Genomic DNA, 14,648 nt, shown 5'->3' on the forward strand with positions numbered 1-14,648 from the left:
CCTCTGCGGGAATCTGACGGCTTGCGCGATGCGCATATCTTCCATGCAGATATTGCACTGCACAAATCGATTTAAAGGTCCTATATTCGAAACATCAGAGGCGAACGAAGGCAAACAGCCAAGCGGACGTCAGCGGCGATGGTCAGCCGCCCCGGAGCCCGGGAAAGACCCGGACGAAAGTTCGATGGAATTCGGAGCGGCGCACTCCTCCTCCCAGCGCCCCTCCGATACGATTGGCAACACTCCTCCTCCCAGTTGCCAATCACCTTCAATGACGCTCGCTGGACCTCCTCCCCCAGCGGGCGTTATTCTTTTCAGCCCCTCTTCTTCGCTATTGCAGCCGATCGCAACAGCTGCACAATATTTGCGCATCTTTCCGCCAATCTTGCGCTTAGGTATGCGATTTTCGCATGGGTGCCATGAGACATCCGAACTACACAAATTCACCAGACTAAACTATCTTCAACTCATCGATCGGGGCGGCGCACTTCCAGCGCCCCTCGATTTGGATCGGCAGCACTCCTCCTCCCAGTTGCCGATCAGAACAAAACGACGCTCGCTGGATCTCCTCCCCCAGCGGGCGTTGTTTGATTCGGGCACCGCCTCCTCCCTCTGTCATCTCTTGTCGCGCTGTCGGCCAGCAGCAGCATTGACGGCACGGTATCCGCATGACGGCCAGCGAGAGGCTTGCGTCGGCTGCATGGGTGCGATGCAGCATTGTCTCTGTAACTTTTGCTCAAATCGATTATATTCCGGGTCATCAGATGACGGCCAGCCGAGAGATAAGCGCTGGCAAACGACCCTAGAAAGGATAGGATCATGAACCTCGCACGCTCTTTCAACAATTGGCGCAAGTATCGTCAGACCTGCAACGAGCTCGGCCGCATGAGCGACCGTGAACTCAGCGACCTCGGCATCGGCCGCGGCGACATCGCCTACGTTGCACGTCAGGCCATCAAGTAATTCCAGGAGCGCTGCTTCGCGCAGCGCGCCGGCATTACCGACGCCCTCCGGTTCATTCCGGGGGGCGTTTTTCGTTGTCGAAATGCTCTGCCCATTCACCTTCGCAACTGCGAAAGCATGTCGCCGATCCGCCCCTGCATCGAGTCAAGCAATCCGGCTCGGATTCTAGGCCGGAACACTACTAGCCACGCCGGCGATACATTAGGAAAACTGCACAATTACAAATCCTTAACGGCCCGTGACCGCGCTTTGATCAATCTTTAAGTGATGGCGCGTTTTCGAGCGGGCGCAAATGTTGCCCAGCAATTCGGCGATGCACTGCACAAATGCATAGCAGCTGCATTTTCTTTGCACTCCACCTTCTAATTAGACAAGCGTATAAGAACCTCAACGACGCAGACAGATGGCTGTCGCGACAAACCGATCTTGAGGAAAAAGTCATGAACCCGATTCGTATCGCAAAAAGCTGGATCAACTACCGCCGCACCGTCAGCGAGCTCGGCAACCTGTCGAACCACGCTCTCAATGATATCGGCATCACCCGCTACGATATCCGCAACATTGCATCGCGTTCCTTCCGTTAGTCGGAACGAACGACCAGACTTCCAAGACGGCGCCTACGGGCGCCGTTTTCGTTTGTTCCGATCGCAACGACGGTTGGAACGACGGGGCGAGCATGGTAGGAAGCCGGCCATGAGCAAAGACACATCTTCCCACTCGCCCATTCATGTCATCGGCGGCGGCCTTGCCGGCTCCGAAGCTGCCTGGCAGATCGCCGAGGCCGGCGTTCCGGTCGTGCTGCACGAGATGCGCGGCGTCCGCGGCACCGATGCACACAAGACGGACGGCCTTGCCGAACTCGTGTGCTCGAACTCGTTCCGCTCTGATGACGCGACCAGCAATGCCGTTGGCGTGCTGCACGCCGAAATGCGTCTTGCGGGCTCGCTGATCATGAAGGCTGCTGACGCCAACCAGGTTCCCGCCGGCGGCGCGCTTGCCGTCGACCGTGACGGCTTCTCCTACGCCGTCACTGCCGCGATCGCAGGCCATCCCCTGATATCAGTGGTGCGCGAAGAAATCCGCGGCCTGCCGCCGAAGGAGTGGGACCTTGCAGTAATTGCAACCGGCCCGCTGACCGCCCCAGACCTCGCCGAATCGATCCGCCAGGAAACGGGCGCCGATGCGCTTGCCTTCTTCGACGCCATCGCGCCGATCGTCTATACCGAGACGATCGACATGGACATCTGCTGGCACCAGTCGCGCTACGACAAGGTCGGCCCCGGCGGCACGGGCAAGGACTACATCAACTGCCCGATGACCGAGGAGCAGTACAACGCCTTCATCGACGCGCTTGTGGCCGGCGACAAGAGCGGCTTCAAGGAGTGGGAAGGCACTCCTTATTTCGATGGCTGCCTGCCGATCGAGGTGATGGCGGAGCGCGGACGCGAGACGCTTCGCTACGGGCCGATGAAACCGATGGGCCTCACCAACGCCCACAACCCGACGGTCAAGGCCTATGCCGTCGTCCAGCTTCGCCAGGACAACGCGCTTGGCACGCTCTACAACATGGTCGGATTTCAGACGAAGCTGAAGTACGGCGCGCAAGCGGAGGTCTTCCGGATGATCCCGGGCCTCGAGAACGCGGAATTCGCGCGCCTCGGCGGCCTGCACCGTAACACCTATATCAACTCGCCTACCCTGCTCGACGGAACGCTGACGCTCAAGTCACGGCCGGGCCTGCGCTTTGCCGGCCAGATCACCGGTTGCGAGGGTTATGTCGAGAGCGCAAGCATCGGTCTGCTGGCAGGAAGGTTCGCCGCAGCGGAACGCAAGGGTGAAGTTTTGGTCATGCCGCCAGCAACGACCGCCTTCGGTGCGCTGCTCAACCACATCACCGGCGGTCACATCGTTTCCGACGACGAGCCGGGCAAACGCTCGTTCCAGCCGATGAACGTCAACTTCGGCCTGTTCCCGCCGCTGGATCCCGGCGCCATTACCAAGCCCGAAGGCGCAAAGCGTTTCCGCGGCAAGGAAAAGGCCGCAGCGAAGAAGCAGGCGACGGCCTCCCGGGCGCTCGGGGACTGCGCCGCATGGCTGAACGGATCCGACTGAGAGCCAAACATTTTTGCTCGCAAACCGGATCCACGCCGGTTTGCGAGGCTTTCACTTTACAGATCTAAACTGATGTTATGAATGCCGGCAGCGTTTGCGTTAGCAGAATGCCCGCTATTCGCTGGCCTGCGCCGAAGACGGCACATTCGCCTCGTCTGCCGCAAACTCAGATTTCGGGCTGAAACTGCCCAACAGCCACAGTGATACCTCGGCCGCCTCGGCAGCGTTGTGAAATTCGAACGCGTTGTCGAGATAGGCGAAATCAGGGAAATGGACAATCAGACCGCGGCCGCTGTCCGAACTGTTGACCCGGACCTTGCCCGGTTGAATGACGTGGCAGACATAATGCGTGCCGTGCGATTGAATGAAACCGGCCTTGCCGTCATGCAGCCGCAGGAAGATCGCTTTCCGGTCTGCCGTCGAATGAAGTGCACGGATCGCTTCCTCCGGAAAGGCGCGCCCAAACTCGACCATTGCCGAACCGGCATCGGGATCGTCCCAATCCCGTTCGGCCCGGGCGTTCATCCACATGTAGAAGGCGCCAGCGAGAATGGCGATGATGATGAAAAGCAGCCAGAGCATCAGACAGGCACCCCCTCAGTGGGTATTGGATCGACAGGGTGTGTCTATACGATGCGAGCCTTGCGCCAATTTGACCAGCCGGCAGCTGAGGCTCGAGTACTCCTAAAAGACGCCGCGCAGGCGCGGGCTCAAGCGAAGTGTCTCAGCTGTTCATGCATGCCGTTGGCCCGAAACGCTGCGCAGGTTCGCGCACCAGACATTAGAACCGCTTACGCCTGCTCGCCCACCACATCCACCACTGCCGCCGCCATTGCGCCGGTCTGATCGGATTGCGCAGCAACTCCGCGCCGGCAGCGTCCGCGCCATTGAAGATCGGCTCGGCGAGCGCCAGGGGAACGAAGGCCGCGAAATTGTCGGGTGAGATCGTGTCGAGCCGGGCGCGCGCCTTGGCAAGGTGATCTCGGCCGAAGCCGGTGAAGGCCCGGATCGCCCGCCCGATCGCTTCCCGGTCCTCGCCGGCGAGCAACGTTTCACGGTCGAGGCCAGTTGCCCGCAGAAGTTCGGCCGGCAGATAGACCTGGCCGCGGCGGCAATGTTGTGGCAGGAGCAGAAGCAGACCGGCGACGGTCTGCGCGACGCCGGCGTGACCCGCCGCCTCGGCAGACCTTGCGGCGTTCTGCGGATCGAGGACGAGGCACGACAGCTGAATGAGCGCCGATGCCGTCTCTCCGGCGTAACCTTCGAACGCCGCCCTGTCCTCCATCGGATCATCGTAGAGATCGAAGATCCGCGCGTCGATCATGTTCTGAAATACGGTGATGGGCAGCCTATGCTTACGAATGCACTCGAGCAACATGCGTCCGAGCGGATGCCCCTCGCCCGTCGCCGCTTCGTTCTCCAGCAGTTCCCGCCACCATTGCATGCGGATCTCGCCGGGGATCGGCTCGTGCACGAGTTCACGAATGCGGGCGAGTTCGGCGTTGAAGGCATAGAGCGGAGCGAGTGACGGCTGGCTGGCCGCAGGCGCCAGCAGACAGGCGAGGTATCGGTCGCGATCGGTGTCCCTGAGGTCCGTCAGGATCTGGGTATCGAGGTCTTGCACGCAAGTCTTCCCCTGGCCGCGATCAGACGGCAATCAGCGCGACGGCAACCGCGCGCGCTTCGGCCAACATTACGTTGTAGGTTCTGACAGCCGCTCCCGTGCTCATCGGGTCGGACGAGATGTTTAACGCGCGCAGAGCCGTTTTCAGCTCGGCTGGCAGGGGCCGGATATCGCGGCCGGTGCCGACCAGCAGCACCTCAATGTCACGCGCCTCGTCCAGCACGCGCTGAAACTTCTCGACCAACAACGGATCCCCTTCGGCGACGTCCCATGCATAGACGCCCGACGGCAGCATCAGCACGGAACCGCGATGCGACATGTCGGCAAAGCGGAAGCCGCCATTGCCATAGGCATCGATCGGGGCGCGCCCCGGAAAATGCGCTTCGCGGATCTCGATACCCTTAGGCATTTCAGACTTAACCCTTTGCCGTTTGCGCCGCTCCGGCGCCCGGGCCGGAGACGTTCCCCCCGCCCTGGAAATGGTCCGTCCGCTTGCGGAAGAGAATGAGGATCGGACCAGCGATATAGATCGAAGAGATCGTGCCGACGATGACGCCAAACAAGAGGGTGACGCTGAAAGAGCGGATCAGACCGCCACCGAAGAGGTAGAGTGCCGCCAGCGCCAGCACCGTCGTCAGCGCCGTCAGGATCGTGCGCGACAGCGTCTGGTTGATCGAGGCGTCGATCAAAACCGACAACGGCATCTTCTTGTAGCGACTGAGGTTCTCGCGGATGCGGTCATAGATGACGACGGTATCATTCAGGGAGTAACCAACGATGGTCAGGACTGCGGCGATGCTGCCGAGATTGAACTCGATGCCGGTTACCACAAGGAAGCCGATCGTCAGCAGCACGTCATGCAGGGTCGCGATGATGGCGCCGAGCGCGAAGCGCCATTCGAAGCGCAGCCAAACATAGAGCAGGATCGCGGCGAAGGAGACCGCAAGCCCAATGGTACCGGCACGAGTCAATTCGCCCGAGACAACCGGACCGACGACTTCGACGCGCTTGAACGCATATTCGTCGCTAAGCTCTGCCCGGATGACGCCGACCGCGGTCTGCTCGGCATTGTCGCCGGCCTCCTGCGACGGCACGCGCACCAGAACATCGTTACCTGAGCCCAGATGCTGTACCTGAACCTCGCCGAGGTTCAACTCATCGAGCCGTACGCGCAGATCGGCGATATCGACATTGCCGGCCTTGCTTTCGAGCTCGATGATCGAGCCGCCCTTGAAATCGACCCCCAGATTGAGACCGAGACTGCCGAGCAGCAGGACGGAAGCAACAGACAGGGCGGCCATGACGATGAACACCGGGTTGCGGATCGCCATGAAGCGGATGTCGAGATCGCTGAAGCGTCCCGTGCGAATACCCTTCGGCAGATGCTGCGCCTTCCAGCCGCGCAGCCAGGCCTTGGCGATCCTGCGGGTGACCGTATAGGCGGTAAACAACGTCGTGACGCTGCCGATCGCAAGCGTGACTGCGAAGCCGCGCACGGGACCAGACCCGAGGTAGAAAAGGATCGCACCGGCAATCAGCATCGTCAGATTGGCGTCGAAAAGGCTGCTGAACGCGCGCGCAAAGCCCTTGTTGACCGATTGGACCAATGGTTGACCACCGCGCGCTTCCTCGCGGATGCGCTCATAGATCAACACGTTGGAGTCGACGGCCACGCCGATAGTCAGAATGATTGCGGCAATACCCGGCAATGTCAGCGTCGCACCCGTCAGCGAAAGCGCCGCGATGATCAAAATGAGGTTCACGGCCAGAGCCGCCACGGCGAAGATGCCGAAGACACCGTAGAAAAAGATCATCGACACAGCCACCGCAACGGCAGCGATAAAGCCGGCCTTGAGACCGTCACCGATCGCATCATCGCCAACGCCCGGGCCGACGGTCCGCTCCTCGACGACTGTCAAGGTCGCCGGCAGCGGTCCGGACCTGACGAGAGCTGCGAGATCGCCGGCACCCTCCTCCGGCAGATCGGCGGCAATAATCGCCGTATCGCCCTTTACGGCATCGCCAAGCGTCGGGGTTGTGACGACCTGGTCGTCGAGAATGATCGCGACTTTCTGACCGGCGCCCTTGGCCTGAAGTGCTGCAACACGGCCGGTCGCCGCCGGTGTCAGCTTGATGGCAACAGACGCCTCGGCATTGACCGCGTCGATCTCCGGCTGTGCGGCGGTGAAATCTTCGCCCGACAGCAGCCGGGTCTTCTCGACGAGATAGGGGATCGGCGGATCGTCGAAGGAATAAAGAACCTCGCTGCCGGCCGGCGGCTGCGCATCGACCGCCTGCTCCACGGGCACGGCAACATTCAGCATCTGGAAGGAAACGCGGGCGCGCTGGCTGAGCAGGTCCTTCAGGCGCTGCGGATCCACCAGACCCGGTACCTGAACGATAAGCCGATCATCGCCGCGGCGCTGGATCAGAGGTTCAGCCACCCCGACTTCAGCGATCCGGCGCCGAACGACGTCCATCGCCTGCCCCAGAGCCGCCGACATCCGATAGTCGATGCCTTCGTCGCTCAGGCGAAGGCGGATCAAGTCGTCCGCTTCAGCGCTGTCGAAGGCAACTTCCTTCACTTCGTCGTCGACCAGGCCACCGGTTTCCACCGGCACGGTGAGCGGAGCGAGCGCCGCACGCGCTGCCGGCAACTTGGCTCGGTCACGAACCCGCAGCGAGATCAACTGACCTTCACCCGACAGGCCGAAATAGGCGATGTCGGCATTGCGCAACGCTTTGCCGACATCGTTTGTCACTGCTTCAAGCCGCTCAGTGAGGATGTCCTCGCGCGAAGCCTGCAGCATGAAATGAGAGCCACCCTGAAGGTCGAGTCCCAACGCCACCTGGCGGTGCGGAAGCCACGAAGGCAGTACATCCGCCTGTTCCTTCGTCAGGAAGTTCGGCATCGCAAACGCGACGCCCAAAAGCACTGCCAGCCAAACAAGAGCGCTCTTCAACGGCTTCAGATTGGACATGCCTCAAACGCTCCGTTTCCCGGACGCTTCCGGTTGTGGCTGGACTGCGATTATTCCTTTACGGGTTCGCCCTTGACGCGAACTTCCGATACGCCGCTGCGAACGACACGGATCTTGATGCCGTCGGCAATCTCGACTTCCAGTTCGCTGTCGTCGACGACTTTGGTCACCTTGCCGACGATGCCGCCGCCGGTCACGACCTGATCACCGCGACGGATGTTCTTCAGCAGCTCTTCGCGGCGCTTCATCTGCGCACGCTGCGGGCGAATGATGAGGAAATACATAACAACAAAGATCAGCAGGAAAGGCAGAATGGACATAAGGATGTCCGCACCGCCGGTCGACGAGGCGCCGGCTGTCTGCGCAAAAGCTTCGGTAATGAACATCGATCACTCCTTGAGTTCAAAATATGCGGCGGTTCCTCCGCGCCAAATCGGCCGGAATATAAGGGCGCGCAGCCGCAATGCAAAGCGGCGGCACCCGTATCCGTTCCAGTGCCTCTGACATAATTTGCGCAAGAGGAGAACCCCCTCTCCCGCCCGGTGCGGCCTTTTCCAGCGCAAACCTGCGTGCTACCCGGTTAAACCGAAGCCAAGTGACTGATTCAGCAAGCGGAGATGGACCGATGAGTGAAACAAAGATCGACGTTCTCATCAAGGAAATGCAGAAGCTTTCCGCGGCGATCGAGCGCATCGCCGGTCCCGCTGCCGCCGCCAATGACTGGGACGCGGCAGAGTGCTTCGTCTGGGCGCCGGCAAGCCACCATTTGCAACCGGTCAAAAGACCGAACCGCATCGAACTGTCGCTGATCACCGGCGTCGACCATGTGCGCGATATCCTGGTCGACAACACGCTGCGCTTTGCCGAAGGTTATCCGGCAAACAACGTGCTTCTGTGGGGTGCACGCGGCATGGGAAAATCCTCACTGGTCAAATCCGTCCACGCGCAGATCGCACGCGATACGGGTGTCGCGGTAAAGCTGGTGGAGGTTCACCGCGAGGATATCGCGACGCTGCCGGCGCTGATGGAAATCCTGAAATCGGCGCCGATGCCGGTGATCGTCTTCTGCGACGACCTTTCTTTCGACCATGACGACACGTCCTACAAGTCGCTCAAGGCCGTACTTGACGGCGGCATCGAGGGACGGCCGACCAACGTGCTGCTCTATGCTACATCGAACCGACGTCATCTCCTGCCGCGGCACATGATGGAAAACGAGCAGTCGACCGCCATCAACCCATCGGAGGCAGTCGAAGAGAAGGTATCGTTGTCGGATCGCTTCGGACTGTGGCTCGGTTTTCACAAATGCAGTCAGGAAGATTATCTGGCGATGATCGACGGCTATGCGGCCTATTACGGCCTTGCGGTCGACAAGAATGTCTTGCACGCCGAAGCGCTGGAATGGTCGACGACGCGGGGAGCAAGGTCCGGCCGCGTCGCCTGGCAGTTCATTCAGGATCTGGCCGGTCGTCTGCGCCACCGACTGGAAGGCTAAGCCGCCTATTCCAGGAAGGTTGCCGGGTTCACGGCGCTGGCGTTCTTGCGCACTTCGAAGTGGACCTGCGGCTGGCTTGCGCGACCGGTCATGCCGGATGCCGCGAGCGTCTGGCCGCGCTGCACCTTCTGGCCGCGCTGGACCTTCAGTTCGGAAGCGTTGCCGTAGACCGTCACCGTTCCGTCATCGTGACGGATGAGGACGGCGTTGCCCAGTTCCTTCAGGCTGCTGCCAGAATAGATGACCACACCATTTTCGGCTGCCTTGATCGGCGTGCCTTCAGGCACGGAGATGTTGATGCCGTCGTTGCGGTTGCCATCGACATTGGCGCCGTAGCCGGCAACCACCGCGCCGCGTACCGGCCAGCGATACTTGCTGATGCCCGTCGACTTCGGCGATTCCTCGTCAACGTCAGGGGTCTTGCTGGCGACTTCGGACACGCTCTGCTTGGCAACGGGAGGCTGGTATTCGGCGGGCTTGCTCTTGTCGAGCGATGCGATCTGGCCTTCGGCTTTCTTGTTCGGGACGGACGCCGTCTTCACTTGGTCGGTCGCCGCCCCTGCCGCACCCGGCACCTTCAGCTTCTGGCCGACACGGATCGATTCTGCCGTCAGGCCATTTGCCTGCTTGAGCGCGCCGACTGAAACACCCGTCGCCTTGGCGATACGGTTGAGCGAATCGCCCGGCTTGACGGTATACGAGCCGTCACCGCTGCCCTCGCCCGTCGAGGCGACCTTACCTGCGGCCACATCCGTCTTGCCGGCACTCTTGTCGCGGGACTGCGGCTGGCCAGGAAGGATTGCGACATCGCGCTGATCGGTCGGCAAGGGCGACGGCTGGCGCTTGCTGCCATCAAGATCGGTCATCGTGTTGGAGGCCGCAGCCTTCGCGGCACTGCTTGCAACACCGAAAGTCGGGATGACGAGGCGCTGACCAGGCTCAACCTGCCCGGCGGTCTTCAGACCGTTGGCCTTCAGGATTTCCTTTTCAGGAACGCCGAAGCGTTTGGAGAGAATGGCAACACTGTCGCCCTGGCGAACCATGATCGAAGGCGCGTTCTGCGTCGTCCAGCCACTCTTGCTGGCAGTCTCGTTGACGGCGGTCGGCAATACCTGTCGCGTGGCCGTGGAGGCCTGTTCGACCTGGCGTGCAGCCGGGAACGGTTGCGGATCAATGCGCTGATTGGAGGCAGCCGCCGGATCAGCGAGGGTCGAACGCTGCACGCTCATCGGCGTCGAGGCGGCGCGGGCGCTGGAGACCGGAGTCGACGCCGTGTTGACCGGATCGTAGCCACCGCTAGCCGAGGGATAAGGCTGCCCGAGCGCCGAGTTGCGCGTGTCGGCTGGAGAGACGACAGCCATCTGACCTTTGTCGACATCGCCGCGCGGCACCGGCGTGGTATTTCTCTGAATTGAGCTGGTGGTCAGTGTGTCCGACCGCGAAAACAAGCCGTCGAAACGGCTGGCGTCGGAGCTGCACCCTGTGGCAACACCTGCCAGCAAAACTGCTGCACACAGGCGGATCGTGGACTTTCCAACCTTGGGAGATACAAACTGACGCATGACGCTTACCCACTCCGAACGCAACTCGATGTGGGTTGATTAAAGCGTATTAGAGTTACCGCACGGTTAAGGTCGGCACCACCAAAGGCCTAGTTTGACAGAATGCTAACCATAGGCCGGCGCACCGCCCCGCATTTGCGCTGCGGAAAACCTAGATCAGCTCGGAATAGAGGCGCTCGATTTCGGTGACGGCGCGCCGCTCGGCCGGCTCATCCTCATAGCTGATGCTCGTCAGGTCCCAGGCAAAAATCTGGCGCCCTGCCGGTGCGGCAGGGGCTTCGGACTGCGCTGTCTTGTCTTCCTCGAGAAGCACGCTCACCAGCGTCTGGAACGTAGCCTCGCCGTCCAGCCCGCTTGCCTGATCGTATTCGAGCGAGCGCAGCCCGGCGACAGCCGCCTCGCGCGTGCCGAAATAGCGCAGGCTATGCTGGTCTTCCGATCGCAAGCTGTCGTAGTATTCGATGAAGCCCTTGTAGTAGCCGCGATGATCGCCGGTCTCCAGGAACTTGCCGAAGGCCTGGTATTCCCGCAAGGCCAGCTGCGGCGACAAGCGGTTGTTCCACTCGTCGCGCGTCAGAGCCGGTTGCCCATCCGAGGATCTTCTGTTCTGGCTGAGATAAAGCAGCGCATCGGCGGAAAGCGAAATCCGCGGCGTCGGATCGAAGAACGTGGCCTGCATCGCCTGGGCGGCATTTTCATCCTTACCGCCTGCGCCGGATTGCCCCGCTGCACGACCGGCAAGGTTGCCCAGTCCGTCGCCTGATGCCGCGGCCGTCAGCCTGTTCGCAATCTGCATGTGCCGTCTCCGTCAACCGCACGACCAGATCACCTTTCCGACCCGCATAGGAATTCAGCGACTCGCAAGGCCAGACCTTTCGTGCAGCCGAAGGCGTATGGCGTGAAGCTTGCGCGAAACTGGAGAAGTTAGGACTTTATTAACCAATGGACGGTCGTGGCGCTGATCCTCCCGCCGTTATCACGTGGCCGCGACGAGGATCTCGGCGCAGCACTGCTAAAAGAACCGCCATGCCAAGTATCCTGACATCACGATCCGTGAGCGCAGCTTTGACGAGCCGCGCCATACCAATTGTCCCACACGAAATGTCATGGTTGGACCGCGAGCCGTAGTGGCGCAGCGCAGATCAACACAAATGAATTGCTGACTTAGAGGTAAGATGCCAGTTGCGGAACGATCGGAAGGTAAGGCGCGTCGAACAGATCCTCTCGGTCGAAGCGGCTGCCTGTGCGGCTGACACGAACGATGCGACAATGCGTTTCGCTCATCATGATCGGAACGACCAGCGTTCCGCCGGACACAAGATGGTCCGAGAACATGCGCGGTAGGTTGTTGAACGCAGCCGTAATCAGGATGCGGTCGAACGTGCCCTCACCCGGCACCCCTGCACTGCCATCAGCATGGCGGACGATGACGTTGCGCACCCCCGACTTTTCCAGGTTTTTTTGCGCGGCGGAGACGAGCGTCTGGTAGCGGTCGATTGTCAGCACGCGCTCGGCGATGCGGCCCATCACCGCGGCGGTAAAGCCGCTGCCGGTTCCGACCTCGAGGATGCGCTGGCCGGATTTGAGGTTGAGGCAATGCAGCAGCCGGACGGCGAAGTCGTAGCCTTCCATGAACGAACCACAGTCGAGCGGGATCGTCCGCTGCGAGTGAGCATCCGCCTGGAACTGCGGCGGCGCGAAATGGCCGCGTTGTGTCTGCTCGACTGCGTTCAGCAGGCTCTGGTTGTTGATGCCTTCGGCGCGTAGCCGCAAGACCATCGCCGCAAAGCCTTCCTGTTGCGAAACACGTCCGCTCAAGCGACGGTCCCTTCGCTCAAGGCCCGTGCCAGACGGTCCTGCACTGAATAGTCGGTCAGGTCGAGCTTGAGCGGCGTCACCGAGATCCGGTTTTCGCGAAGCGCGTGGATATCCGTACCGGCGCGGAAATCACCGAAGCGCTCGCCGAAGCGCAGCCAGAAGTAGGGAAAACCGCGACCGTCGGAGCGCTCATCGATCGTCAGACCGAAATCGAGCTTGCCTTGCGAGGTCACTTCGGTGCCGGCGACGGCATCGGCAGAGCACTTCGGGAAGTTGAGGTTGAGCAGCGTACCATCAGGAAGATCGACTGCCAGCAGGCTGCGGATCAACGTAGGCGCGTGACGCTCGACCACGTCCCAGGCCACCGCCTCGCCGACGACATGGCTATAGGCCTGGCTCAACGCCATGGAGCGGATGCCTTGCAGAGTTCCCTCGATCGCACCGGCGACGGTGCCGGAATAGGTCACGTCGTCAGCCATGTTCGCGCCGATGTTGACTCCCGACAGGACGAGATCCGGCTTGCGGTCGAGGACCTTGCGCACGGCCATGATCACGCAATCGGTCGGCGTGCCCCTCAGCGCAAAACGCCTCTCGGAGATCTGACGCAGGCGCAGCGGTTCCGAAAGCGTCAGCGAATGGGCGAGACCGCTCTGATCGGCCTCGGGCGCAACCACCCAGACGTCGTCGGAAATGGTCCTGGCGATCCGCTCAAGGACCGCAAGGCCCTCGGCGTGGATGCCATCGTCGTTTGTCAGCAGGATCCGCATTGCGACTTCTTTCCCGTCAGGCAGCTTTTTCGATACGCTTCTGGCCGCCCATATAGGGAAGCAATACGTCCGGCACCGAAACCGAACCATCTTCGTTCAAATAGTTTTCGATAACGGCAATCAGGGCGCGGCCGACAGCGACGCCGGAACCGTTCAGCGAATGAACGAACCTGGTACCCTTGTCTTCCTTGTTGCGGTAGCGCGCATTCATACGTCGTGCCTGGAAATCGCCGCAGACCGAGCAGGACGAAATCTCGCGATATGTGTCCTGTCCCGGCAGCCAGACCTCGAGATCGTAGGTCTTGCGGGCGCCAAAGCCCATATCGCCGGTGCAGAGCGTCATCACGCGGTAGTGCAGACCAAGACGCTTCAGCACCTCCTCGGCGCAGGCAGTCATGCGCTCGTGTTCGGCGACGGATGTCTCGGCATCCGTGATCGAAACCAGCTCGACCTTGTTGAACTGGTGCTGCCGCAGCATGCCACGCGTGTCGCGGCCCGAAGAACCAGCCTCAGAACGGAACGACGGCGTCAGCGCGGTAAAGCGCAACGGCAGCTTTTCGCCATCGAGGATCTGCTCACGCACGATGTTGGTCAGCGGAACTTCGGCCGTCGGGATCAACCAGCGATCGTCGGTCGTGCGGAACAGGTCTTCGGCAAATTTCGGCAGCTGGCCGGTGCCGTACATCGCATCGTCACGCACCAGCAGCGGCGGCTGGACTTCGGTATAGCCGTGCTCCTGGGTGTGCAGGTCGAGCATGAACTGACCGAGCGCACGTTCGAGCCGGGCGAGTTGGCCCTTCAGGATGGTGAAGCGGGATCCGGCAATGCGCGCGGCGCCCTCAAAATCCATCAGCCCGAGCGCCTCGCCGACTTCGAAATGCTCGCGCGGCTGGTGATTCCAGGTGGGCTTGGCACCGATAACCCGTGTCACGATATTACCCGCCTCGTCCGAACCTACCGGAACGTCGTCGAGCGGGATGTTCGGAAGGCGCGACAGGGCGTCGTTCAACTCGGCTTCGACCTGGCGGCTCTCTTCCTCGAGTGCCGGCATCGAATTCTTGAGCTCGGCAACTTCGGCCTTGAGCTTTTCAGCAAGCTCATGGTTCTTCTGCGCCATGGCCGCGCCGATATCCTTCGACGCCGCATTGCGGCGCGACTGCATGTCCTGCAGCGACTGAAGGATTGTGCGGCGACGTTCGTCGATGGCGATCAGCGACGTGGACGATGGTTCCGCGCCCCGCTTCGCCAGGGCGGCGTCCAGCACATCGGCATTCTCACGGATCCATTTGATATCAAGCATTGTCGTTCCACGCGTTTTTAAAGGTC

The 14,648-nt window shown here is 61.3% G+C and carries 14 protein-coding genes; 4 read left to right on the forward strand and 10 right to left on the reverse strand.

Going from position 1 to position 14,648, the window contains the following annotated elements; translation table 11 throughout:
* Positions 1-819: 819 nt before the first annotated feature.
* From ABIE33_RS00095 to trmFO, 3 genes are all read left to right on the forward strand, one after another.
* A complete protein-coding gene (locus ABIE33_RS00095) occupies positions 820-963 on the forward strand; it encodes a DUF1127 domain-containing protein (protein WP_065781538.1) in 144 nt (47 codons plus the stop codon).
* A gap of 440 nt (positions 964-1,403) precedes the next feature.
* Positions 1,404-1,547 carry a DUF1127 domain-containing protein gene (locus ABIE33_RS00100; RefSeq protein ID WP_065781539.1) on the forward strand — a complete coding sequence of 48 codons (144 nt, stop codon included), beginning with the start codon at positions 1,404-1,406 and terminating at the stop codon, positions 1,545-1,547.
* A 109-nt stretch (positions 1,548-1,656) separates the two neighbouring features.
* Entirely contained in the window at positions 1,657-3,075 is a 1,419-nt protein-coding gene (trmFO, locus tag ABIE33_RS00105; RefSeq protein ID WP_429119886.1) for a methylenetetrahydrofolate--tRNA-(uracil(54)-C(5))-methyltransferase (FADH(2)-oxidizing) TrmFO, read from the forward strand.
* A 114-nt stretch (positions 3,076-3,189) separates the two neighbouring features.
* On the opposite strand, the gene ABIE33_RS00110 is transcribed toward trmFO, so the two are convergent.
* The 5 genes from ABIE33_RS00110 to yajC form a co-directional block, all read right to left on the reverse strand.
* Positions 3,190-3,657: a hypothetical protein gene (locus ABIE33_RS00110; protein ID WP_429119888.1), complete on the reverse strand. Its 468-nt coding sequence runs from the start codon at positions 3,655-3,657 to the stop codon at positions 3,190-3,192.
* A 199-nt stretch (positions 3,658-3,856) separates the two neighbouring features.
* On the reverse strand, positions 3,857-4,699 hold the full coding sequence (locus ABIE33_RS00115) for a phytoene/squalene synthase family protein (RefSeq protein WP_429119891.1): 843 nt from the start codon (positions 4,697-4,699) through the stop codon (positions 3,857-3,859).
* A gap of 22 nt (positions 4,700-4,721) precedes the next feature.
* Complete coding sequence (locus ABIE33_RS00120) at positions 4,722-5,108, reverse strand: Mth938-like domain-containing protein (RefSeq protein ID WP_429119894.1); 387 nt, start codon at positions 5,106-5,108, stop codon at positions 4,722-4,724.
* 7 nt (positions 5,109-5,115) lie between these two features.
* Positions 5,116-7,680 carry a protein translocase subunit SecDF gene (gene secDF / locus ABIE33_RS00125; RefSeq protein WP_429119897.1) on the reverse strand — a complete coding sequence of 855 codons (2,565 nt, stop codon included), beginning with the start codon at positions 7,678-7,680 and terminating at the stop codon, positions 5,116-5,118.
* 50 nt (positions 7,681-7,730) lie between these two features.
* Positions 7,731-8,066, reverse strand: coding sequence for a preprotein translocase subunit YajC (gene yajC / locus ABIE33_RS00130; protein ID WP_429119900.1), 336 nt, complete (start codon positions 8,064-8,066; stop codon positions 7,731-7,733).
* A 239-nt stretch (positions 8,067-8,305) separates the two neighbouring features.
* Here yajC and ABIE33_RS00135 point away from each other — a divergent pair, with 239 nt between their 5' ends.
* Positions 8,306-9,175: an ATP-binding protein gene (locus ABIE33_RS00135; protein ID WP_429119902.1), complete on the forward strand. Its 870-nt coding sequence runs from the start codon at positions 8,306-8,308 to the stop codon at positions 9,173-9,175.
* Between the two features lie 5 nt (positions 9,176-9,180).
* Here ABIE33_RS00135 and ABIE33_RS00140 read toward each other — a convergent pair whose 3' ends face one another.
* The 5 genes from ABIE33_RS00140 to serS all read right to left on the reverse strand — a co-directional run bounded on the left by ABIE33_RS00140 (position 9,181) and on the right by serS (position 14,622).
* On the reverse strand, positions 9,181-10,737 hold the full coding sequence (locus ABIE33_RS00140; protein WP_429119904.1) for a peptidoglycan DD-metalloendopeptidase family protein: 1,557 nt from the start codon (positions 10,735-10,737) through the stop codon (positions 9,181-9,183).
* A gap of 151 nt (positions 10,738-10,888) precedes the next feature.
* On the reverse strand, positions 10,889-11,533 hold the full coding sequence (locus ABIE33_RS00145; RefSeq protein WP_429119907.1) for a biotin biosynthesis protein BioC: 645 nt from the start codon (positions 11,531-11,533) through the stop codon (positions 10,889-10,891).
* Between the two features lie 368 nt (positions 11,534-11,901).
* Positions 11,902-12,555, reverse strand: coding sequence for a protein-L-isoaspartate(D-aspartate) O-methyltransferase (locus ABIE33_RS00150; RefSeq protein WP_429119910.1), 654 nt, complete (start codon positions 12,553-12,555; stop codon positions 11,902-11,904).
* Complete coding sequence (gene surE, locus ABIE33_RS00155) at positions 12,552-13,322, reverse strand: 5'/3'-nucleotidase SurE (RefSeq protein ID WP_429119913.1); 771 nt, start codon at positions 13,320-13,322, stop codon at positions 12,552-12,554. The genes ABIE33_RS00150 and surE overlap by 4 nt, the downstream gene beginning before the upstream one ends.
* A 16-nt stretch (positions 13,323-13,338) precedes the next feature.
* Positions 13,339-14,622: a serine--tRNA ligase gene (gene serS, locus ABIE33_RS00160; protein WP_429119916.1), complete on the reverse strand. Its 1,284-nt coding sequence runs from the start codon at positions 14,620-14,622 to the stop codon at positions 13,339-13,341.
* Between the last annotated feature and the right edge of the window lie 26 nt (positions 14,623-14,648).

Origin of the sequence: Ensifer sp. 4252, assembly GCF_050434565.1 — a bacterium.
In the GTDB taxonomy this organism is placed as follows: Bacteria; Pseudomonadota; Alphaproteobacteria; order Rhizobiales; family Rhizobiaceae; genus Ensifer.

What these genes read in the sequence shown, in the direction of transcription:
- yajC (WP_429119900.1), bottom strand. Translation starts at nt 8,066, where the DNA reads ATGTTCATTACCGAAGCTTTTGCGCAGACAGCCGGCGCCTCGTCGACC.
- ABIE33_RS00145 (WP_429119907.1), bottom strand. Translation starts at nt 11,533, where the DNA reads ATGCAGATTGCGAACAGGCTGACGGCCGCGGCATCAGGCGACGGACTG.
- ABIE33_RS00140 (WP_429119904.1), bottom strand. Translation starts at nt 10,737, where the DNA reads ATGCGTCAGTTTGTATCTCCCAAGGTTGGAAAGTCCACGATCCGCCTG.
- surE (WP_429119913.1), bottom strand. Translation starts at nt 13,322, where the DNA reads ATGCGGATCCTGCTGACAAACGACGATGGCATCCACGCCGAGGGCCTT.
- trmFO (WP_429119886.1), top strand. Translation starts at nt 1,657, where the DNA reads ATGAGCAAAGACACATCTTCCCACTCGCCCATTCATGTCATCGGCGGC.
- ABIE33_RS00095 (WP_065781538.1), top strand. Translation starts at nt 820, where the DNA reads ATGAACCTCGCACGCTCTTTCAACAATTGGCGCAAGTATCGTCAGACC.
- ABIE33_RS00110 (WP_429119888.1), bottom strand. Translation starts at nt 3,657, where the DNA reads ATGCTCTGGCTGCTTTTCATCATCATCGCCATTCTCGCTGGCGCCTTC.
- ABIE33_RS00135 (WP_429119902.1), top strand. Translation starts at nt 8,306, where the DNA reads ATGAGTGAAACAAAGATCGACGTTCTCATCAAGGAAATGCAGAAGCTT.
- serS (WP_429119916.1), bottom strand. Translation starts at nt 14,622, where the DNA reads ATGCTTGATATCAAATGGATCCGTGAGAATGCCGATGTGCTGGACGCC.
- secDF (WP_429119897.1), bottom strand. Translation starts at nt 7,680, where the DNA reads ATGTCCAATCTGAAGCCGTTGAAGAGCGCTCTTGTTTGGCTGGCAGTG.
- ABIE33_RS00120 (WP_429119894.1), bottom strand. Translation starts at nt 5,108, where the DNA reads ATGCCTAAGGGTATCGAGATCCGCGAAGCGCATTTTCCGGGGCGCGCC.
- ABIE33_RS00100 (WP_065781539.1), top strand. Translation starts at nt 1,404, where the DNA reads ATGAACCCGATTCGTATCGCAAAAAGCTGGATCAACTACCGCCGCACC.